The sequence below is a fragment of the Spirillospora sp. NPDC052269 genome (assembly GCF_040679435.1).
GTDB lineage: Bacteria > Actinomycetota > Actinomycetes > Streptosporangiales > Streptosporangiaceae > Spirillospora.
Window position 1 is genome coordinate 236742 of record NZ_JBFAUU010000007.1, and the last position, 20051, is coordinate 256792.

General features: G+C 70.2%; 21 protein-coding genes, 2 tRNA genes and 1 pseudogene. 11 read left to right on the forward strand and 13 right to left on the reverse strand.

Features of this window, described 5'->3' with window-relative positions; all coding sequences use genetic code 11:
• The first annotated feature begins 249 nt into the window (after window positions 1-249).
• The 4 genes from AB0L06_RS17245 to AB0L06_RS17260 all read left to right on the forward strand — a co-directional run bounded on the left by AB0L06_RS17245 (window position 250) and on the right by AB0L06_RS17260 (window position 5841).
• Window positions 250-921 (forward strand): response regulator transcription factor, encoded by a 672-nt coding sequence (locus AB0L06_RS17245; RefSeq protein WP_500232196.1) that lies wholly within the window; start codon window positions 250-252, stop codon window positions 919-921.
• A 2-nt stretch (window positions 922-923) separates the two neighbouring features.
• Window positions 924-2399, forward strand: coding sequence for a HAMP domain-containing sensor histidine kinase (locus AB0L06_RS17250; RefSeq protein WP_500231989.1), 1476 nt, complete (start codon window positions 924-926; stop codon window positions 2397-2399).
• Window positions 2400-2470: 71 nt separating this feature from the next.
• A complete protein-coding gene (locus AB0L06_RS17255; RefSeq protein WP_500231990.1) occupies window positions 2471-3784 on the forward strand; it encodes a bifunctional glycosyltransferase family 2/GtrA family protein in 1314 nt (437 codons plus the stop codon).
• Entirely contained in the window at window positions 3781-5841 is a 2061-nt protein-coding gene (locus tag AB0L06_RS17260) for an ArnT family glycosyltransferase (RefSeq protein WP_500231991.1), read from the forward strand. Before AB0L06_RS17255 ends, AB0L06_RS17260 begins: the two co-directional genes overlap by 4 nt.
• 180 nt (window positions 5842-6021) lie before the next feature.
• Here the strand turns inward: AB0L06_RS17260 and AB0L06_RS17265 are convergent.
• The 3 genes from AB0L06_RS17265 to AB0L06_RS17275 all read right to left on the reverse strand — a co-directional run bounded on the left by AB0L06_RS17265 (window position 6022) and on the right by AB0L06_RS17275 (window position 7646).
• A tRNA-Val gene (locus tag AB0L06_RS17265) sits at window positions 6022-6093 on the reverse strand.
• Window positions 6094-6124: 31 nt separating this feature from the next.
• Window positions 6125-6196 (reverse strand) — tRNA-Gly (locus tag AB0L06_RS17270).
• Window positions 6197-6347: 151 nt separating this feature from the next.
• On the reverse strand, window positions 6348-7646 hold the full coding sequence (locus tag AB0L06_RS17275; protein ID WP_500231992.1) for an alkaline phosphatase family protein: 1299 nt from the start codon (window positions 7644-7646) through the stop codon (window positions 6348-6350).
• 145 nt (window positions 7647-7791) lie between these two features.
• Between AB0L06_RS17275 and AB0L06_RS17280 the strand changes: the two genes are divergently transcribed.
• Complete coding sequence (locus AB0L06_RS17280; RefSeq protein ID WP_500231993.1) at window positions 7792-8691, forward strand: hypothetical protein; 900 nt, start codon at window positions 7792-7794, stop codon at window positions 8689-8691.
• Here AB0L06_RS17280 and AB0L06_RS17285 read toward each other — a convergent pair.
• Entirely contained in the window at window positions 8678-10315 is a 1638-nt protein-coding gene (locus AB0L06_RS17285; RefSeq protein WP_500231994.1) for an ABC-F family ATP-binding cassette domain-containing protein, read from the reverse strand. The genes AB0L06_RS17280 and AB0L06_RS17285 overlap by 14 nt on opposite strands.
• Before the next feature lie 238 nt (window positions 10316-10553).
• Between AB0L06_RS17285 and AB0L06_RS17290 the strand changes: the two genes are divergently transcribed.
• From AB0L06_RS17290 to AB0L06_RS17300, 3 genes are all read left to right on the forward strand, one after another.
• Complete coding sequence (locus AB0L06_RS17290) at window positions 10554-10976, forward strand: hypothetical protein (RefSeq protein WP_500231995.1); 423 nt, start codon at window positions 10554-10556, stop codon at window positions 10974-10976.
• Window positions 10977-11143: 167 nt separating this feature from the next.
• Complete coding sequence (locus tag AB0L06_RS17295; RefSeq protein ID WP_500231996.1) at window positions 11144-11593, forward strand: phosphatase domain-containing protein; 450 nt, start codon at window positions 11144-11146, stop codon at window positions 11591-11593.
• A 121-nt stretch (window positions 11594-11714) separates the two neighbouring features.
• A complete protein-coding gene (locus AB0L06_RS17300) occupies window positions 11715-12035 on the forward strand; it encodes a hypothetical protein (protein WP_500231997.1) in 321 nt (106 codons plus the stop codon).
• A 51-nt stretch (window positions 12036-12086) separates the two neighbouring features.
• Here AB0L06_RS17300 and AB0L06_RS17305 read toward each other — a convergent pair whose 3' ends face one another.
• The 4 genes and pseudogenes from AB0L06_RS17305 to AB0L06_RS17320 all read right to left on the reverse strand — a co-directional run.
• Window positions 12087-12470, reverse strand: coding sequence for a hypothetical protein (locus AB0L06_RS17305; protein ID WP_500231998.1), 384 nt, complete (start codon window positions 12468-12470; stop codon window positions 12087-12089).
• Window positions 12471-12534: 64 nt separating this feature from the next.
• On the reverse strand, window positions 12535-13530 hold the full coding sequence (locus AB0L06_RS17310; RefSeq protein ID WP_500231999.1) for a D-alanine--D-alanine ligase family protein: 996 nt from the start codon (window positions 13528-13530) through the stop codon (window positions 12535-12537).
• Between the two features lie 13 nt (window positions 13531-13543).
• Complete coding sequence (gene alr, locus AB0L06_RS17315) at window positions 13544-14686, reverse strand: alanine racemase (RefSeq protein ID WP_500232000.1); 1143 nt, start codon at window positions 14684-14686, stop codon at window positions 13544-13546.
• Between the two features lie 210 nt (window positions 14687-14896).
• A pseudogene (locus tag AB0L06_RS17320) lies at window positions 14897-15096 on the reverse strand (IS5/IS1182 family transposase); the annotation flags it as partial.
• Window positions 15097-15204: 108 nt separating this feature from the next.
• Between AB0L06_RS17320 and AB0L06_RS17325 the strand changes: the two are divergent.
• Window positions 15205-15318: a phosphatase domain-containing protein gene (locus tag AB0L06_RS17325; RefSeq protein WP_500232001.1), complete on the forward strand. Its 114-nt coding sequence runs from the start codon at window positions 15205-15207 to the stop codon at window positions 15316-15318.
• Window positions 15319-15339: 21 nt separating this feature from the next.
• Here AB0L06_RS17325 and AB0L06_RS17330 read toward each other — a convergent pair whose 3' ends face one another.
• The 4 genes from AB0L06_RS17330 to AB0L06_RS17345 all read right to left on the reverse strand — a co-directional run bounded on the left by AB0L06_RS17330 (window position 15340) and on the right by AB0L06_RS17345 (window position 17920).
• Window positions 15340-16338: a UPF0158 family protein gene (locus tag AB0L06_RS17330; RefSeq protein ID WP_500232002.1), complete on the reverse strand. Its 999-nt coding sequence runs from the start codon at window positions 16336-16338 to the stop codon at window positions 15340-15342.
• Window positions 16339-16368: 30 nt separating this feature from the next.
• Complete coding sequence (locus AB0L06_RS17335) at window positions 16369-16749, reverse strand: DUF397 domain-containing protein (protein ID WP_500232003.1); 381 nt, start codon at window positions 16747-16749, stop codon at window positions 16369-16371.
• A 137-nt stretch (window positions 16750-16886) separates the two neighbouring features.
• On the reverse strand, window positions 16887-17096 hold the full coding sequence (locus AB0L06_RS17340) for a DUF397 domain-containing protein (protein ID WP_500232004.1): 210 nt from the start codon (window positions 17094-17096) through the stop codon (window positions 16887-16889).
• A complete protein-coding gene (locus AB0L06_RS17345) occupies window positions 17093-17920 on the reverse strand; it encodes a helix-turn-helix domain-containing protein (protein WP_500232005.1) in 828 nt (275 codons plus the stop codon). Before AB0L06_RS17345 ends, AB0L06_RS17340 begins: the two co-directional genes overlap by 4 nt.
• A gap of 128 nt (window positions 17921-18048) precedes the next feature.
• On the opposite strand from AB0L06_RS17345, the gene AB0L06_RS17350 reads away from it, so the two are divergent.
• Together AB0L06_RS17350 and AB0L06_RS17355 are read left to right on the forward strand one after the other, a co-directional pair.
• On the forward strand, window positions 18049-18279 hold the full coding sequence (locus AB0L06_RS17350; RefSeq protein ID WP_500232006.1) for a hypothetical protein: 231 nt from the start codon (window positions 18049-18051) through the stop codon (window positions 18277-18279).
• Between the two features lie 86 nt (window positions 18280-18365).
• Complete coding sequence (locus AB0L06_RS17355) at window positions 18366-18701, forward strand: hypothetical protein (RefSeq protein WP_500232007.1); 336 nt, start codon at window positions 18366-18368, stop codon at window positions 18699-18701.
• 41 nt (window positions 18702-18742) lie between these two features.
• On the opposite strand, the gene AB0L06_RS17360 is transcribed toward AB0L06_RS17355, so the two are convergent.
• On the reverse strand, window positions 18743-19963 hold the full coding sequence (locus AB0L06_RS17360; protein ID WP_500232008.1) for an SGNH/GDSL hydrolase family protein: 1221 nt from the start codon (window positions 19961-19963) through the stop codon (window positions 18743-18745).
• Window positions 19964-20051 lie beyond the last annotated feature (88 nt).

The following is a 20051-nucleotide window of genomic DNA, read 5'->3' on the forward strand; positions in this document are numbered from 1 at the left end:
CTCGACTTAAGACGAGAGAGTGTTGCGGTGGCGTATGCGTTTTTTGATACGCCCGCGATATGCGCCAATCCCGGAATCCCCGGCCTCAAGAAACCCGGTGCGTGCCGGAAGTGCGATGGTCCTGCCGCTGGTGGTCGCGTCCACGGATGTGAAAGTCGGGTCCTTCTGAGAGTTGGATGAGAATGCAACCGGTGATCGTCTGCCCTGGGGTGGTCCCTCGCCGGTCGTCGGTAACGTCAAATCGTGCGTATTCTGGTCGTGGAAGACGAACCCGCCGTCCGAAAAACCCTCGCGAGCAGCCTCGCCTTTGAGAACTACGAGGTGGAGACCGCAGTGGACGGGCTGGCGGCCCTGAAGAGGCTTGACGTCGTCAAGCCCGACCTGATCCTGCTGGACGTCCTCATGCCCCGCCTCGACGGCCTGACCACCTGCCGCCGGCTGCGCGCTCGCGGGGAGACCGTGCCGGTCCTCATGCTCACCGCGCGGGACACCATCGGCGACCGGGTCACCGGCCTGGACTGCGGCGCCGACGACTACCTGGTCAAGCCGTTCGAGCTCGACGAACTGCTGGCCCGGGTCCGCGCGCTGCTGCGACGCAGCGTGCTCACCTCCCGGTCGGCGGAGCCCGGCGACGTCCTGGAATACGCCGGTCTGCGAATGAACACGCTGACGCGGGAGGTCACCCGGGACGTGCGGGTCCTCGGCCTGACCCGTACGGAGCACACCCTGCTGGAGATGTTCCTGGCGCACCCGCATCAGGTGCTCACCCGCGAGCGGATCCTCGAGACGGTCTGGGGCTTCGACTTCGAACCCGCCTCGAACTCCCTCGACGTCTACGTGATGTACCTGCGCCGCAAGATGGGCGAGCCGCGGCTCATCCACACCGTACGTGGTGTCGGGTACGTCCTGCGGAAAGTGTGACCATGCGGATGTCGCTGCGCACGAGGCTGGCCGCGCTGACGAGCATGGCCATGGCCGTCGCGGTCGCGGCCTGCGCGATCGGCTGCTGGTTCGTCGTCCGGCGGCAGCTCGTCGAGCAGCTCGACCAGTCGCTGTCGAGTCCCAAGATCGTCCTCCGTGACGGGCCGCCGGGCGGCGGCCGGGGCGGACCGCCGCACAAGAACGCCGGCTCCATCGCGAACATCTGCGAGCAGCCACCGCGGAGCGGCGACGACCGGTTCCGTGAATTCCTGCCCACCATGCTGGTGGTGTGGGCCGGCGGCACCACCTGCAGCCCGCAGGACACCTCCGACCCGCTCGTACCGACGGCCAGTGACGTGGCCGTCGCGCAGGGCGGCCGCGACAGGGTGCGCCGCGACGGCCACACGCGGAGCGGCACGCGGATGCGGGTGTTCACCGGGCGGGACCCGGCGACCGGAGCGGCGGTGTCCATCGCCAAGCCCCTCGGCCCGGTCGACGAGAAGCTCGACGGCCTCGCCATGCTGCTGGTCGTCGTCTCCGCCGTCGGGGTCGTCGGCGCGGCCACCGCCGGCCTGCTCGTCGCCCGTGCCGGGCTACGGCCCGTGGACCGCCTCGCCGCCGCCGTCGAGCACGTCGCCCGTACCGAGGACCTGGCCACGACGATCCCCACCGACGGCCACGACGAGATCGCGCGGCTGGGCCGGTCGTTCAACAGCATGACCTGCGCGCTGGCCGGCGCGCGCGAACGCCAGCAGCGGCTCATCGTCGACGCCGGCCACGAGCTGCGCACGCCGTTGACCAGCCTGCGCACGACCATCGACCTGATGCTGCGCAGCGAGACGACCGGCCGAGCGCTGCCCACCGCGGACAAGCGGCTGCTCCTCGGCAACGTCAAGGAGCAGCTGGTCGAGCTCACCCACCTCGTCAGCGGTCTGCTCGATCTGTCCCGGCCCGAATTCGCCACCGACGCCCACGTCGAGGAGGGCGTCGCCCTGCACGAAGCCGTCGGCAATGCCGTACGCCGGGCGCGGCTGCGCGGCCCCGGCCTGCGCATCGACGCGGACGTCTCCTCCTGGTACGTCCGTGGTGACGCCGCCTCACTCGAACGCGCGGTGGTGAACCTCCTCGACAACGCCGTGAAGTTCAGCCCGCCGGACGGTACCGTCGCCGTTCGGCTGAAGGGCGGCGAGCTGACCGTGCGCGACCAGGGCCCAGGGATCCCGTCCGAGGACCTGCCGTACGTCTTCGACCGGTTCTGGCGCTCCCCCTCCGCCCGTGGCCTGCCCGGATCAGGACTGGGCCTGGCGATCGTCGCCAGTGCCGTCGCGAACGCGGGAGGCGAGGTCCGGCTGGGGCGCGCGGACGGCGGCGGCACCCTGGCGTGGCTCCGCCTGCCGGGATCCGCGACGCCGCCACGAGGCTCGGAGCCGGGTCGCGACGAGCCGCGGATCGACGTCACCGACGCGGGCGGCCGCTGAGAAACGGGTTCTCATTCCCGCTTAACAGGCGGCTCAGGCCCCTCCCACGATGAGTGGCGATCTTGGTCACCATGATCGAGTCGATGATCTCCGGGGCGCCCCCGGGGGAGGGGCCGGCGCACGGCGCGGCCGCGCGTTCCCGGCTCAGCCTCCTGGGAAGGCCGCCGGAACGGAACGACGAAGACCCCCGCGACCCGCTCGTCGAGGTCGCCATCCCCGTCTACAACGAACAGCATGTGCTGGCGGCCAGCGTCCGCCGACTGCACGCCTACCTCCGCGCCGTCCTTCCGTACCGCTTCGTCATCACGATCGCCGACAATGCGAGTACCGACGCGACCTGGGACGTCGCCCAGCGGCTGGCACTGGAGATCCCCGAGGTGGACGTCGTCCACCTGGACCGCAAAGGACGCGGGCGGGCCCTCCGGCACGTGTGGAGCACCAGCGCCGCCGATGTGGTCGCCTACATGGACGTGGACCTGTCCACCGATCTCCACGCGTTCCTTCCGTTGATCGCGCCGCTGGTGTCCGGCCACAGCGACCTGGCGATCGGCACCCGCCTGTCGCGCGGCTCGGCCGTCGTCCGCGGGCCGAAGCGGGAACTGGTCTCCCGCACCTACAACCTGCTGCTGCGGACGACGCTCGCCGCGCACTTCTCCGACGCCCAGTGCGGGTTCAAGGCGGGCCGCACCGAGATCGTGCGGGCCCTGCTGCCCGCCGTCGAGGACGAGGCGTGGTTCTTCGACACCGAACTGCTGCTCCTCGCGGAGCGGAACGGCCTGCGCATCCACGAGGTGCCGGTGGACTGGGTCGACGACCCCGACAGCCGAGTCGACGTCGTCCGTACGGCCCTGGACGACCTGCGCGGCATGGCCCGGGTGGCCCGTCGTGTCCTGTCGGGCGCCTTCCACGTGCCGGTCCCCTCCCGCGCACGGGAGGCGCGGTTGCCGAGCGGGATGCGCCGACAGCTGCCGAGCTTCGCGGTGATCGGAGTCGTCAGCACCGTCGCCCAGCTCGTGCTGTACGCGCTGTTGCGCTTTCTCCTGCCGGTCGTCGCCGCCAACGTCGTGTCGTACTTCCTCGCCGCGGTCGCCAACACCACGGCGAACCGGCGGTTCACGTTCGGCGTACGGGGCCGTCGGCGTGCCGTACGGCACCAGCTGGAAGGCGGCGTCGCCTTCCTCGCCGGCCTCTTCATCAGCACCGCCGGACTCGCCACGCTGAACGCCGTCTTTCCGCACGCACCGCGGCTCGGCGAGATCGGAGCGCTGTTCGCCCTCAACCTGTTCGCCGCCGTCGCACGCTTCGTCCTGCTGCGCGCCTGGGTCTTCCACCCGCGCCGCGCCGCCGACGGATCGGATCCCGTCCCCCAGGAGCAGTCCCGTTGACCACTCAGGTGTCCGACCTCATCGATGAACGGCACGCGCCACCCCGGAATCGGTTCACTCGTCTCGCGCTCGGTCTCCCCGACGATCCGCGTTGGACCCGCCCCGCGCTGTGGATCGTGCTCGTGCTGGCCACCGCGCTGTACGCCTCGGGCCTTTCCGGGGGCGGGTACGCGAACGCCTACTACTCCGCCGCCGTCAAGAGCGGCACCGAGAGCTGGAAGGCGTTCTTCTTCGGCTCCCTGGACGCCGCGTCCTTCATCACGGTGGACAAGCCGCCGATGGCCCTGTGGGTCCAGGAGATCTTCGGCCGGGTGGTGGGATTCGGCACGTGGAGCCTGCTGCTGCCCGAGGTCGTCATGGGCGTCGCGGCGGTCGCCGTGGTGTACGCGACGGTCCGGCGCGTCTTCGGGCCGGTCGCGGGCGTCCTCGCCGCGCTCGTGATGACGTTCACGCCGATCACCGTGGCGATCAACCGGGACAACAACCCCGACACGTTGCTCGTGCTGCTGCTGGTCCTGGCCGCGTGGGCCTGCCAGCGGGCGTTGGAATCCGGTCGGCTGCGCTGGCTGCTCGCCTCGGCACTCTTCCTCGGCTGCGGGTTCAACACCAAGATGCTGCAGGCGTACATCCTGCTGCCCGCGCTGGCACTCGTCCACCTGCTGTTCGCCCAGGGCGGCGCGCTCCGCCGGATCGGGCACCTGCTGGCCGCCGGGGGCGTCCTCGCGGTGTCGAGCTTCTGGTGGATGGCGATCGTCGACCTGATCCCCGCGAGCAAGCGGCCTTATATCGGCGGCAGCATGGACGGCACCGCCTGGGACCTCGTCATCGGCTTCAACGGCATCGGCCGGATCACCGGCGATGAGGGTGGCGGTCCGGGCGGCGGAGGCATGGCCGGCGGTGCGAAGATGCCGGGCGGTGGCGCCCGCGGCGGGCCCGCGGGCGGCTTCTCCGGTCAGTCCGGCATCGGCCGGATGTTCAACGACGTCCTCGGCGGTCAGATCTCCTGGCTGCTGCCCCTGGCCGCGATCGTGCTGGTGGCCGGGCTGGTGCTCTACCGGAGGCGGCCGCGCACGGACCTGACGCGGGCGGCGCTGGTGATGTGGGGCGGCTGGCTGGTCCTGCACTTCGTCGTGTTCAGCTTCGCCGGCGGCGTCATGCACCCCTACTACACGACGGCCATGGCCCCGGCGATCGCCGCGTTGGCCGGCATCGGAGCCGTCGAGCTCACCCGCGAGCGCCGGCCCGGCGATGCCCGGCTCTGGGTCCTGCCCGTGGCCGTCGCGGTGACGGGCGCCTGGGCGTTCGTCCTCCTGAGGCGCGCCCCGGGCTGGAACCCCTGGTTGATCTGGGTGGTCGCGGGTCTCACCGCGGTCGCCGTGGTCAGCCTGGTCGCCGCGTGCCTCGGCCACGGCGCGCTCACCCGCCTCAGCGTCCTGGCGGGTACCGTCGGCCTGGCAGCCGGGCTCGCCGGACCGGCGGCCTTCGCGGTCTCCGCCGCCGGCAGCCACCCGAACGGCGGCAACCCGACGGCCGGCCCGAACTCCGGCGGCATGAACTTCGTGCCCCCGCCCGGTGGTGCTCCCGGCGGCCAAGCGCAGGGCGGTCCTGATCAGGCCGACAGCCCTGGTCGGGGAGGCGGTCCGAGCGGCCAAGCGCAGGGCGGCCCCGCTCAGGGGGGTGGTTCCGGAATGGGGGGCGGTCCCGGTATGGGCCTGAACCCGCAGATGATCTCGTATCTGGAGAAGAACCAGGGCGGTGCGACCTGGCTCGTCGCGGTCGGCAACTCGCAGGGCGCGGCGTCGGTCATCCTGGAGACCGGCAAGCCGGTGATCTCCATGTTCGGCTTCGGCGGTGGTGACCGGGCGATGACGGCGCAGAGGCTCCAGGATTTGGTCAAGGCTGGAAAACTGCACTACGTGATGACCGGCGGCGGGTTCGCCCGAGGGGGCGGGCCCGAGGTGGCCTCCTGGGTCGGCGAGAACTGCACCGCCGTCAAGCCTTCGGAGTACGGCGACTCCACGCAGAGCAGCGGACCTTCTCTCTACCGCTGCGGCTGACGAACCGCACGGCCCGGCGCCCCACCGCGCCGGGCCCTGTGCCGCTTGGAACCCAGCGTGAGGGACGGAGCAGGGGAGTGGGGACGAGCCGGTGGCGCTCCATCGAAGGTGATCTCCAGAAACAGACCGAGACCCCATCCCCTTGAGGGGGGACAGGGTCTCTGACCTGCATCGTTGCGGTGGGCGATACTGGGATTGAACCAGTGACCCCTACCGTGTCAAGGTAGTGCTCTCCCACTGAGCTAATCGCCCGGACGTCCACCCTCGAGAGGGTGAGCCGGAGAGCGGAAGACGGGATTTGAACCCGCGACCCTCACCTTGGCAAGGTGATGCTCTACCACTGAGCCACTTCCGCGTGTGCTGCTCGGTGCTTTCCCTTTCGGTCCGGCCCCTCGCGGCGACAAGGAAAACTTTAGCGTGGATTCCGAGTGCATGTGACATCGGAGCCGGGCTGATCAGCGCCGCGGCCCTCCTCGGACGGCCCGGACGGCCGTCCGGCTCGGCGGTCAGCGGCGCTTGGCGGCGAATCCGTGGCGGGTGGCGTAGGCGGCCAGGTCGTGCCAGTCGTCGCCGGTGTGGGCGTGGGGATCGATGCAGCCGAGGGTGGTCGGCCGGGGGACCGTGTAGCGCGGGGCGTGCAGGTTCGGCTTGGCGTGGAAGTCCAGGACCTCGGCGATGTTGCGGGCGGCGGCGTCCCGGACGGACAGCGGCTGGAGGCCCCAGCGCCACTCGATGGCCTTGAGCACGGACGTGTGGTCGTAGACCTCGTGGGCGATCGAGCGGCGGCGGGCCCTGGGGGAGATCAGCAGGCAGGGGACGCGGAACCCGCGCAGGCCGGTGCCGAGGTCGGGACGCGGGTCCGGGCCGGCGGGCGGCGGGACGTGGTCGAAGAAGCCGCCCCACTCGTCGTAGTTGATCACGAACAGCGTCCGCGGCCAGTTCGGGGACGTGGTGACGGCCGTGTAGACCCGGTTCAGGAAGCTCTGGCCGAGGCGGATGTCGGCGAGCGGGTGCTCGTCCTCGGACATGCCGGGCAGCGCCTCGCCGAGGAAGCCGGGCTCGACGAAGCTCACGGCGGGGAGCCGTCCGGCCTTGGCGTCGGCGTAGAACTCGGCGATGTTCCGGCTGACGTCCAGGTGCTTCAGGCCCCACAGCGCGGTGAACGGGACGTCGCTGAAGTAGTAGCGGCAGGAGACCTTCTTCGCCTTCAGCCGGTCCCAGATGGTGGTGAGCTGGGAGATCGTGAAGGTGTTGGACGTCCGGTCGGTCTGGCCCGCGTGCTGGAAGATCCGGTTCGGGAAGGTGGACGACATGATCGCCGGGAAGTAGCGGTCGCAGACCGTCCAGTCCCGGGCGGCGTGGCCGTGGAAGCCCAGGTCGGCGCCCTTGTAGTAGCCGATCGAGAACACGTCGTTGTGCCCGGCGCGCAGCCAGCCGTCGCACTTGCCGCCGTTGTACTCGACGCGTCCGCCGCCGTAGGAGTGGTCGGGGTCGTTGAAGCCGCAGCCCCACGGGACGGTCAGGTGGTGCGTGGGGTGCGCGGCGCCCTGGGCGTCGGTGAAAGTCAGGCCGTCCTGCCTGCCGTCCGCGCCGGGGAGCCAGCCCAGGTAGTGGTCGAAGGAGCGGTTCTCCATCATCACGACGACGATGTGGTCGATCCCCGACCCGGACGGCTCCGGCAGCTTTGAGACGGGCGCGCGGGTGGACGCCGCCGCGTCGGCCTCGGCGCCGCCCGCCGCCAGCACGGCGGCCGTGCCCGCCGTCCCCGCGAGGAAACCGCGTCGTGTCAGGTCGTCGATGCCCATGGGACTCCCTCCACACACCGGATCGCGTGAGGAGTATCACCACGCGAGGGTCGTGAGCGGAAGAAAGGGACGGGAACGGCGACGGGCGAAAACCCCAAAAGCCCTCATCCGAATTGCGACCGGGACGCTTTGTCACACTGGACGGGTGGGAGACGGGAACACGGCGGCGAGGACGGCGGCGGAACGGGTCGGCGCCGTCCGGGACGGGCCCCCGGCCGGCCGCCTGAGCCTCGCCGCCGCCTTCTACCACGACCGCCACGCCCGCTACGGACGAGCCGAACTCAGCTTCCTGCGCTGGACGATCGCCCGCGGCGTCCTCAACCCGCCGGACGGCGATCCCCCCGGAAGCCCTTGGTGGCGGGCCGTCAACGAGCGCCTCCTGCACGACAAGACCGAGGCCGCGCTCCTGGACGGAACCCCGGCGTCCGACCCCCGCGTCGCCCTCTGGCAGACCTTCCTCCGCAGGCCGTCACCGGCCGCCTGGTACCGCGCGCACAACGCCAGCGTCGTCGCGGGCTACCTGGAGAACCTGCCCCTGGCCCTCGCCGAGCTGCCCGCCGAGCGCATCATGATGAACGTGGCGCTCATGCGCGTCCTCTACACGCACGCCATGGTCGCCCACCCGCGCCTCGCCCTCGGCCCGCTGGCGCCGCTCGGCCCCCTCCTCGGCGACCCGCGCAAGGGGACGGTCGGCTTCTTCCTCGACCTGCGCCGGGCCTTCCCCGAGCACTACCCGCTCACCGGCCTCAGCGCCGAGTCGCTGGCCGGCGCCGAGGGCGGGCTGCCCCGGCTGCTCGACCACGGCCTGATCAACGAACGCGCCGCCGCGCTCTACCGCTTCACCGCCGCGTCCCTGGACGAGCCGCGCGTCGCCGACCTCCACCGCGACGGCCTGCCCAGCTACGCCTGGCCCGCCGGCTGGCTGGCCATCCGGCCGGGCGGCCACACCAGGATCGTCCGGCTCGCCGCCCGCGCCACCCGGCCCTACCGCGCGACGCCGCTTGCCACGGGCGCCGACTTCGAGGCACGCCCTAGAGTTCGATGACCTTGCCGTCCTCGACGCGCAGGCGCCGCGTCGTCCGGACGGCGTCCAGCATCCGGCGGTCGTGGGTGACCAGCAGCAGGGTGCCGGTGTAGGACTCGAGGGCCTGCTCCAGCTGCTCGATCGCGGGCAGGTCGAGGTGGTTGGTCGGCTCGTCCAGGACGAGCAGGTTCACGCCCCTGGCCTGGAGCAGCGCCAGCGCCGCGCGGGTCCGCTCGCCGGGGGAGAGGGTGCCCGCCGGGCGCAGCACGTGGTCGGCGCGCAGGCCGAACTTCGCCAGCAGCGTCCGGACGTCCGCGGCGGTCATCTCGGGGACGGCCGCGCCGAACGCGTCGATCAAAGCGGCGTCGCCGAGGAACAGCCCGCGCGCCTGGTCGATCTCGCCGACCAGGACGCCGGGACCGAGCGCCGCGTGCCCCTCGTCCACCGGGATCCGCCCCAATAGAGCGCTGAGCAGCGTCGTCTTGCCCGCGCCGTTCGCGCCCGTGATCGCGACCCGGTCGGCCCACCGGATCTCCAGGTCGGCCGGGCCGAACGTGAACGACCCGCGCCGGACGACCGCGCCCCGCAGGGTGGCCGCGACCGCGCCCGAGCGCGGGGCCGCGGCGATCTCCATCCGCAGCTCCCACTCCTTGCGCGGCTCCGCGACGACCTCCAGCCGCTCGATCGCCTTCTCGGTCTGCCGCGCCTTGGACGCCTGCTTCTCGCTCGCCTCCGACCGGAACTTCCGCCCGATCTTGTCGTTGTCGCCCGCCTTCCGGCGCGCGTTCTTGACGCCCTTGTCCATCCACGACCGCTGCGTCTGCGCCCGGTCCTTGAGCGAGGACAGCTTGTCGGCGTACTCCTCGAAGTCGGCCCGCGCGTGCCGCCGCGAGACGTCCCGCTCGGCCAGGTACGACTCGTACCCGCCGCCGTAGGCGTTGACCTGCTGCTGAGCGAGGTCCAGCTCGACGACGCGGGTGACCGTCCGGGTGAGGAACTCGCGATCATGGCTGACCAGGACGGTGCCCGCCCGAAGATCGGTGACGAACCGCTCCAGCCGCTCCAGGCCGTCCAGGTCGAGATCGTTGGTCGGCTCGTCCAGCAGAAAGACGTCGTACCGACTCAGCAACAACGAAGCCAACCCGGCCCGAGCCGCCTGCCCACCCGACAACGACGTCATCGGCTGCCCAAGATCCACGGTGAGGCCGAGCTCCGCCGCCACCTCACCCGCCCGATCGGCCAGGTCGGCCCCGCCCAGCGCGAGCCACCGCTCCAGCGCCTCGGCGTACGCGTCGTCCGCGCCCTCGACCTCGTCGACCAGGCCCTTGGTCGCCTCGTCCAGGTCGGCCTGGGCCTGCGTCACACCCGTCCGGCGCCCCAAGAACGCCTCGACCGTCTCGCCAGGCCGCCGCTCCGGCTCCTGCGGCAGATACCCCACCAAAGCCGACGGCGGACTCAGCCTCACCGATCCGGCCTCCGGAGCATCCACCCCGGCGAGCAGCCGCAACAGCGACGACTTCCCAGCCCCGTTGACCCCGACCAGCCCCACGACGTCGCCAGGAGCGACGACCAGGTCCAACCCGGAGAACAGCAGACGGTCCCCATGCCCAGCGGCAAGTTCCTTGGCAACGAGAGTGGCGCTCACCCCACAACGCTATCGCCCGGATCAGATGCCCGATCCGGCAGGCGAGGCGCCCGGACGCGTCGCTCCGCCGGACTTGGAGACGCGGAACGCGCCTGGACCGGGGCCGATGACGGCCAAGTCATGGGTCGGGGGCGGTCCGGCCCGCACGATGGGCTCAGTGGACCCGCGCCGAACCGGCTCCCGACGTCCGCGGGACAGGGCTCTCCGGGACACGGGGGCAGAGGGAAGGGAGATCACCTTGTCACGCGCCGGAACGGCGGACCGCGCACCCGCCGAGATGAGCGACGACAGGCTTCGGCTCCTGGGGGCGCTGGCGGGCGTCGCGGGCCCCGTCCTGCTGGTGATCTACTTCGGGACGCCCGCGGTGACGGGCTGGCCCTACGGCGGGGCCTCGCCCGACAAGCTCCTCAGATACGCCGACAGCCATTCGCTGCTGTTCTACGCCGGTGGCTGGCTCCAGGCCACGGGCGCGCTGCTGAGCGTCGTGTTCTTCATGGTCCTGCTGAGGCTGAGCGGGACGGCCGCGCGGCTGTCGGGGATCGCGGCCATCGTCGGCTGCGCGCTGCTGCTGTCGGTCGTGCAGGCGATCTGGATCCTCACCGCGGCCGTGGCCCTGGGCCTCCCACTCAGGCGCGCCCGCAAGGACGCCTCCACGCGGTGACGGAACGCCGGGCCGAGAGGGTTCGGCCCGGCGTCCCGGGACCGCCGCGACCAGGCGCGCGAGCTGAAGCCGCTGCATGCGGATATCGGGTGATCTGGGTGCTGTTTCTGTGGTTAGGTGCGGTTCCCGCCCCGACGTGTTCTTCGCACATTCCGCCAAGGAGCTCTGTGACGCCGACCAAGCCGCCCGCAGGCCGAGGCCTGTTCCTGGTCGACATCGACGGCACCGTCGCGCTGCGCCGTCCCGGACCCGACGAACGCGCGCCGTACGACTGGCATCGGGTCGGCGAGGACGTCCCCAACGCGCCCGTTATCACTGTCGTCCAAGCCCTCGCCGCCGCGGGCCACCGCATCATCTACGTGACCGGCCGGTCCGACGCCTGCCGTACCGCCACCCGTGCCTGGCTCGCCGAACACGTCGCCGTCCCCGGCGAGGCACTGCTCATGCGTATGGACGGCGACCGCCGCCGCGACACCACCGTCAAGTCCGAGCTGTACAAGCGCCACGTCCGACCGTACGACCAGGTCACGGCCGTCCTGGAGGACCGCGCCACCGTCGTCGCCATGTGGCGCGGCCTCGGCCTCACCGTCCTCCAGGTCGCCGACGGAGACTTCTGATCCCCCAGCCGTAGATCACCCGGGCCGGTTCGGGCTTGGCCACAAAGGCGGTGTCCTCGGCGAGCCCGCCGCCCGGCGGCATGATCTGGACCGGGCACCGGCTCTGGAGTTGAATCGGCTGATGGACATGTCCGCCCGAGAGATCCGCATGCCCCTCGACGAGGTCGTGGCAGTCCTGCGGGACCTGAACGAGTTCGTCGTCTCCCTGGACCGACTCGGATCCCGCCAGGCATCCGGAACCGCCGACGACCATACAGTCGGCGAATTCATCGCCGACTGGGATGTCGCTCGGCGACTGGCCCGCGCCCGACGCGTCATCAGCGTCGCGCTGGATGCACAACTGAGCGAGGAAGACAACGCCGAGATCGACGCCCTGTGCGAGCAGGGCCGCTTCTACGGCACGGACAAGCCCATTGGTCCCCCCACCGACCAGCCCAGCTGAGACGGCAAGCGCATCGGACAGTCGTGCCCTCCCTGTCGAGATCGTCGCCGGTCAGGGTCGGCCGAGCCACCAGACTTCAGCAATCGTCCATGGTGCGCCCTGCCCGGAGACTTCCAGGGTGATGTCTCCGGCGAACCGCATCGACAGCGAGGCGTCTGTGGCGACGCTGACGGAATCCACGGTCAGATAGAGGACCTCTGCCAGCCGCAGCAGCCAGAGCCGCTCGTCGTCCTCGGCGCCTGTGCCCGTGTCGGGTGGTGATGGTCGCACGGTGAAGGCGCTGTCGATGTAGAGGCGGACTTCGCCGAACTCTGCCGTCTCGTCTGCCGTCTCGTCGCCAGGGGCCAGGGTCACGAACGGCCAAGCCTGTCGAAGACCGATCTCGACGACGTGGTAGCCGACCAGCGACGCCGGCTGGATGTCGTTCGGCTTCATCGTGATCTGCTCCCCGTCCAGGACGCTCCAGCAGGCTGGGGCCGATCGTAGCTCTGCCCCGCGTTCAGCGGGTGGTGGCGGTGGCTGCGGGCAGCGGCGCGGACGCGGGGACGGCGGCGGCGTCGATCAGGCGCGCGATCAGTCGCTCGTAGGGGAGCCCGGTCGCGGCGAACATCCTCGGCACCTGGGACTCGGCGGTCATTCCCGGCATGGTGTTGACCTCGTTGAGGACGGGCCCGTGGTCGGTGAGGAAGAAGTCGACGCGGGCCACGCCGGCGCAGCCGAGCGCGTCGAACATCCGCAGCGCCGCCCCGGTCAGGGCCGTCCGGTCGGGGGCGTCGAGGGCGGCGGGCACACTGAACCGGGCCGAACCGTCGTACTTCGACCGGGTGTCGAACGGCCCGTCGGTGTGGATCTCCAGTGGCGGCGACGCCCAGCGGCTGCCATCGGCCTCGCGCAGCACGGCCACGTCGATCTCCCGGCCCACGACGACGTCCTCGACGAGGATCCGGTCGTCGAAGCGCGCCGCGCAGTCCAGCGCCTCGCGCAGTTGGTCGGCGTCGCGTGCCAGGGCGACGCCGAAGCTCGACCCGGCCGAGGCTGGCTTCACCACCACCTCCCTCTCAAACCGGATATCGCCGATCTCCGCCGCCGCCACCAGCCGACCGGGAGCCGTGCGGATCCCGACGGCCTCCGCCACGAGCTTGGTCGCCCACTTGTCCATGCCGATCGCTCCGGAGCGCAGGCCCGAGCCGACCATCGGCGTGTGCGCCATGGCGCACAGTGCGGCGAGCGTGCCGTCCTCCCCGCACGGGCCGTGAACCGCCGGGAAGACGACGTCGGAACGTCCGATGACGTCCAATGCCGCAGCCAAGGAACCGATGGGCCGCGTTCCGAGCGCGTTCGCTCCTTGCCTCCACGTCCCGTCGCGGTCGATGGTCAGCTCGTCCACTGTGAATCCGCTGGAAGCCAACGCCCGCGACACCGCCGCGGCGGTCGCCAGGGAGACTTCGTGCTCGGCGTTCTGCCCGCCGCCGATCACCGCGATCCGCCGTGTCATTCGGTTCTCCTACTCAAGCGATGCTCCTCTTCACGCGCGGCCCGATGCCGCTGACGATGGTGTGCGGGATGGTTCCGGCCCAGCGGGCCCAGTCGTGGATGGTCGGGGTCGCGGCCCCGTCCGGGCCGAACACGGTCGCGACCGTCCCCGCCCGGAAGGACTCGGCACCGGTGTCGATCACGATCTGGTCCATCGAGACCCGTCCGACGACAGGGAAACGGCGCCCGCGGATCTCAACGCCGGCCTCCGGCGAGCACTCTCGCGGGATCCCGTCGGCGTACCCGATGGGCAGGACGCTCAGGTGGGTGGCCCGATCGGTGACATACGCGCCGCCGTAGCCGACCGGAGTGCCGGCCGCGACCTTCGTCGTGTGCACGATCGACGCGGTCAGACGGGACGCGCCGTGCATCTCGACGGTCCCGGACGGATCGATGCCGACCAGTCCCGCCCCGACGCGGACCATGCCGAAATGCGTCGCCGGGTCGGTCACCACGCCCGAGGTGGCCGCCAGATGGGCGAGCGGGGATCCCAACCCGGCGGCCTCGACGGCCTGCCGCGCCTCGTGCATCGCGGCGACGGCGGGCGCGTTCGCCGACGGGTCGGCCTGGTCGGCCAGCGCCAGATGCCCCATGACACCCGCGACGCGGACCCTCCCGGAACGCTGACCACGCCGAGCGAGACCGATCAGCTCGTCCCACTGCCGACGAGGACAGCCGCCACGCGACATCCCGGTGTCCACATGCAGGTGAACCCGCACCGTCGCCGCTTGCGTGACGAGCGCGCCAAGCTCGTCCACCGACCCGACCGCGACGTCGATCCCGCCGGAGGCCGCCGCCTCCGCGTCGATCCCGGAAGGATTCAGCCAGGTGAGGATCGGCACCGTCAGCCCCGCGGCGCGCAACGCGGAGGCCTCCGCGATACTCGTCGTCCCAAGCCATTCGGCCCCGGCGGCGACGGCGGCCCTGGCCACCGTGACGGCCCCGTGGCCGTAACCGTCCGCCTTGACCACGGCCATGATCGTGCTCCGGGTCCTCGCGCGAACCCTGGCCACGTTGGCCGTCACCGCCACTGGCAGCGTCTGCAAGGTCGGCGGACGAAACGTCCCCGACCGGCGCTCAAGCGCGACCGTCTCCAGTGCTGCACCAGGCCTCACCACCGAAACCTCAGGCGGCAGGCGACCCCACGACGGGCCGGCGCAGACAGTGATGCGCTATCAGTCATTCCCCCAGTGAAAACCGGAGCCCGTTGCAGCAACGTATGAGTCTTTCAATACGCCCGCGATACACACCCGCCGCAGGAGAAGTCCGTTGCCCCATGGCACCCACCTGAAAGACGGATGCACCCGCACCACAACCAGTGAGCCTTTTCATTGAGTTCGGGCTTCGCGGGTCTGCAGGACGCGGACGGCTTCGGCGAGGCGGCCTACTCGGCGCGGGCGGCAGCGGAGCTTATGGAGGATGGCCCAGTGCTGAGCTGCGCGTTCGCGCGTCCACCGGGCGCACGAAGTCGGGCGTGGGCCCGGTTGGCGTCCTCCTGCGACTCAGGTTTGCCCGTGCCTCGGTACGGACCGAGCAACGGCCGTCCGCACTTGGTAGAGCTTGTCGGCCAACCCCAGGAACCCGGCGTTCTCCGAGGCTCGTGTGGCATGCCCCAGCTTCTGGTGGCGGTCAGGTCGTGGACCGACCGAACGAACAGGTCACGGCGGTCCTCGAGGACCGCGCCGCCGTCGTCGCCATGTGGCGCGGCCTCGGCCTCAGCGTCCTCCAGGTCGCGGAAGGAGACTTCTGATCGCCCCGGTGCGGCCACGCTTCAGCGGGAGGGGAGGACGGCCCGGTAACCCTCGCGGGCCAACCAGAGGCGAGCGCGGCCGAGCTCCCGCTCACCGCTGAACAGGGACCAGTGGGTGAGCTGTTCTGGGAAGTCATGCAGGACATCACGGAAGCGCCGGAAGGATCCGCGTGCCTCCAGGGCACGTAGCAGCCGCGCCTGGAGCCCTGCGTCCGTGACCGAATCGGCGAAGTCGCGCATGTCCCGGAATCCCTCGGCGCTCCCGGGATCGATGGTCAGGCTGGAATTCCGGTCGACGAGGTCGTCCTCTGCGAGTTCTGCGAGGTGGTCCGACAAGCCAGGGGGGACGATCATGCCGGACCCCGGGTCGAGTGCCCCAGGTCCGTGGCGTGGATCGCCGTGCAACGCCTCGGCGAGCTCGCTGAGGTCGACAGGCGCAGGGGCGAGCGGCCACTCCCAGTCGAAGGAATCAGGCTCCACCGGACGGCCGAGCGCAACGGTCAGCTCACAATCCAGCACGTCGTCGCCAGGCAGGCCCCGATCGCGCAGCCCTCGGGCGCATCGCTCGGCGAGGTCCGCGTGGCCTGCGACACCGCTGATCAGAAGCGCCTGGCCGACGTGCTGGAGCACCGGACGCAGAGGCCGACCTTCGCCGAGCACGGAGAGGTCACGTCGACGCAGCCGGACCAGCGCCTCGCCGTCCCAGCCGAACGCCCCGTCCAGTGCCGTCGGCCGAACATCGACAAGACCGGTGAGACCTTCGCGGACGTGCTCAGGGGCGAAGGACAGGATCTCGTAGACGGCGATGCCCGCCTTGACGTAGGGATCACCGTCCGCAGCCCGTTCCACGTCCTCCCATGCGCCGACCGCCAGAGCCACCCCGGCAGCGTCACCATCCTCGACCGGCCCGTCCATCAGGAACACGCCTTCATCGCGCAGGCGGCGCAGATAGGCGGCCCGCTCCGCGACGAGAGCGGGAAGCGGCCGGACGGAACCACGGAGGATCAGCAGATACGGCACCACCTCATCATGTCGTGCAGGCCGCGGCCGTCAGGCCGGATCGAGCTCGCAGTCCTTCACCCGAGCGGAGAAAACGGCCCAAGCGATCGCGCCGAACACCAGTTTCGGCCCGTTGGGATCCTTCGAGTCCCGAACCGCCACCGCGGGTGCGAAGGAGGCGACCTCAACGCACTGGCCGCCGTCGGGTCCGCTGTGGCTGTTCTTGCGCCAAGCAGACACCTCAACGCAGTCGCCCCCTTCGGGGCCGCTGGAACTGCTCTTGCGCCAGCGTCCGACCTCGATGCAATCCCCGCCACCGCTGCCGCTGACGCTGCTTTTGCGCCAGCGAGTGACTTCGACGCAGTCTCCTCCGTGAGGGCCGCTGTGGCTGCTCTTGTGCCATGCGGAGGCTGAGCCTGCGGACCGGGGCATAGACCCTCCAAGATCGACTTGATCGGATCGCGCGACGGCCTAGCGGGAATTAAGTACCCGCGGAACAAGTCCAACTTTACTTGGAAATCCGCGACTGAGGCAGAGGATGCAATCACCATGCCGAGCAGGGACGCCCATCAGGCCAGATCGAGCCTGCCTTCCTTCACCTCGGAGGAAAATGCGGCCCAGGCGGCAGCGTCGAACATCAGTTTCGGCCCGTCCGGATCCTTCGAGTCTCGCACAACCACTGCTGGCGCGAAGGGCGCCAGCTCAACACATTGGCCACCACCGGAACTGGTGTAGCTGCTCTTACGCCAGTTGAGGGTCGTGAAGCCATGCTGAGTCATAGGCTCTCCAAGATCGACTTGATCAATTCGAGTGTCTGCTCGACCGACAGGGCGTGCGCGCGTATCAGGTCATACCTTACGTGGTATTCGTCCGCGTGCGCCGGGTCGTCGAGTACCTGATCCGCGCTACCTGCATCGACATAGACCATGTCTGGCCGTTCGTCAGGGAATTTGAGGATGGTGAAGCTGCCTTCCGCCCTCGCCAGCCCCCTGACGCTCCTTGGGACCACCTGGAGGGTGACGTTGGGGAGCTGGCACACCTGGATCAGGTGCTCCAACTGCTCACGCATGACTTCTCTTTCGCCGATCATGCAGCGCAATGCGCGCTCGTCGTGAATCACCCAGAGTCGGGGAGCATTCTTCTTGGTCAGAACTGCCTGGCGTGCCATGCGAGTCGCTACAAGCTGATCGATGCTGGCTGGCGGCTGGATGGGATCAAGTACGGCACGTGCGTAGCGCTCGGTCTGGAATAGGCCGGTGATCAGCAGCGCCTCGTACATGTAGAGAACAGAAGACTCGTCCTCGAGGACCTTGAATCGGGGAAAGTTCGCGGGTGGTCGCGGCAGTTTGAGTTCGCGTTCGTGGGCTTCGACGAGGCGGCGGAACCGGCCGTCGGTCTTCCAGTACGTGTCGCAGTCGTCGGCGAAGTCCAGGGAGGGCTTCTCGCCGCCCTGTTCGAGGGCCCAGATCCACTGCGGGGTGCAGCCGAGGACTTCGGCGAGCCCGGCGAGCGACAACTCCCCCTTCTCGCGGAGGAAGCGCACCTCGCCGCCGAAGTGGGTGCGCAGCGAGTGGGGGTACAGCGGACGCGCTTGTCGGGGCACGAGATTCCCCCTTGATGCGTGGCTCTCGCCCTTGAGAACCGCTTGAGGTCGCTTCATAGCAGAGAGTAACTCTGTGGGAGCAGGCTGACCCCGTCATCCGGAGAAGAGACGACGAGAGGTCAACGGCGATGGGACACGGCGTGAATCCCGAGGACGTGACGCTGGCGGAGTTGCGTTCGACGTTCAACGGGCACCGCATCTGGCGTTCGACGCGCCATGACGGACGGCTCGGCGACTGGGGCGCCACGCTGCACGACCCGGACGCCGGGATAGACCCGACCGTCATCTGCTCCTCGGCGGACGAGCTTCAGCAGGCGCTCGTCGTGGAGCAGTTGCGCGCCAGGCACAAGGACCGGTGAGGGCCGGACGGGTGAGTCGTCCAGGTCGTCACCGTGGGCGGGCGCGGATCAGGGTCCCGCGCCTGCCCTGGGGGAAGGGAGGTCGCGTGGCCGGGGGAGTCGCCCCCGTCTTCCCCGGCCGCGCGGCCGAACCGCCGCTGACCGTCCACCTCGACCGCCTCGCCATCGCTCTCGCGGACAAAGGTTGGGTCTGCGATCGCCGGTACAAGGCAGATCCGCCCCGACTCGATGTCTATGACCCCGGCTATCGCTGGCTCTGCGACACCATCACCGTTGCGTCCGGTCCGGGCGTCTTCGTGGACACCGACATTCCGTGGTTCCGCTCATCGAACGGGGCTGTCGCCGTGCCCTGCCCGGCGGTGCTTCTGGCCGCCGCGCAGATTCATCAACGCCTCGAAGCGTGGTTGCGCGAGGTTCGATAGACGCCGGGCCGGGGAACCCGGCCCGGCGTCCGTTCCTTGGGTCAGCCGAGGTTCATGTTGGGTTCGCCGTTGGTGTTGGTGCCGGTGGCGCTGCGGGTGCAGGCGCCGCCGTGGGGGGAACCGCCGTTGTAGGCCTGGCGCAGGCAGTTGCGCAGCGCCAGCTGGCCCCAGTAGTTGGGGTGGATGGACTCCTGGATGTAGTAGTCCGAGCCGATGGTGGTGACGGTGCGGATCTGGTTGATCCACTCGGTCTTGTCGACCGCGCCCGCGCTCCTCCAGGAGCTCAGGCCCGCCTCCTCGACGAGGCCGACGGTGTTCTCGCACAGCCGCCGGGAGTTGAACGCCGAGGACAGGCGCATGGTCACCAGGTTGGACAGGCCGGCGTCGGACGCGGCGCCCGCCACGGCCTGGTCGATCAGCGTCAGCGCGGTGGAGTTGGCGTAGTTCGCGTCCGCGTTCCAGAAGCCGCAGCCGCCCGTCGACTGCCGCGTGTAGCCGGACTGCGAGTAGCGGAAGCCCGAGCTCGTCGGGATCGGGGACGGGTAGTCCTGCGCCACGATCTTGTAGGAGGACGGGGAGTAGCCGGCGTTCGCCATCGCCTGGGCGACGTTCCGGAACGCCTGGGCGATCTTGGCCCGCTGGGTGGCGATGTTGGAGGACGTGAAGTTGGACGTCACCGCCGAGTCGTCGTTGCAGTAGTTCGGCAGCCACGAGGGCGAGGTCAGGAAGTCGGTGACGCACTTCTGGACGATCGGGCCGAAGCTGAAGTCGTTCCCGCCGATGGAGACCGCGACCATCTTGACGTTGTGGGACGACGCGAAGTTCTGCAGCATCAGCGCCTGGCCCTGGTTGCCGCCGCTGCTGTAGAAGTCGATCCCGGGCTTGAAGTTCCCGCTGGAGTCGGTGTGGGTGCCGGTCGTGGCCCCGGAGCAGGCGAGGTTCATGCCGTTCACGCCGCCGCCGATGTACACCTCGGCGGACCGCGAGCGGTGGCACCGGGTGATCGTCTCGGCGGTGTGGGTGGCGTTGTCGTAGTAGGCCGTCGGGCCCAGTGCGTCGATCATCGGTTCGCCGTCGTTGCTGTTGCCCGCCCAGCGGCCCGCCTCACCGGAGATGTAGGAGTCGCCGAGGGTGACGACCCACGGCGATCCGGATCCGGGGCCGTCGGCGAAGGCGGGCGGGGCGGTGAGTCCGGCGGTCAGCAGGCCCGCCGCCAGGGCGAGCGCGCCGACGCGCCGGAGAGCAACACGAGATCGGGCCACTGCCGGTCCTCCAAGAAGGCTGGTGCGATGGGACCCCCGGAGAACCGCGCCCATGCGGCCCATCCCGGCCGAAATGTGACATCGCGCC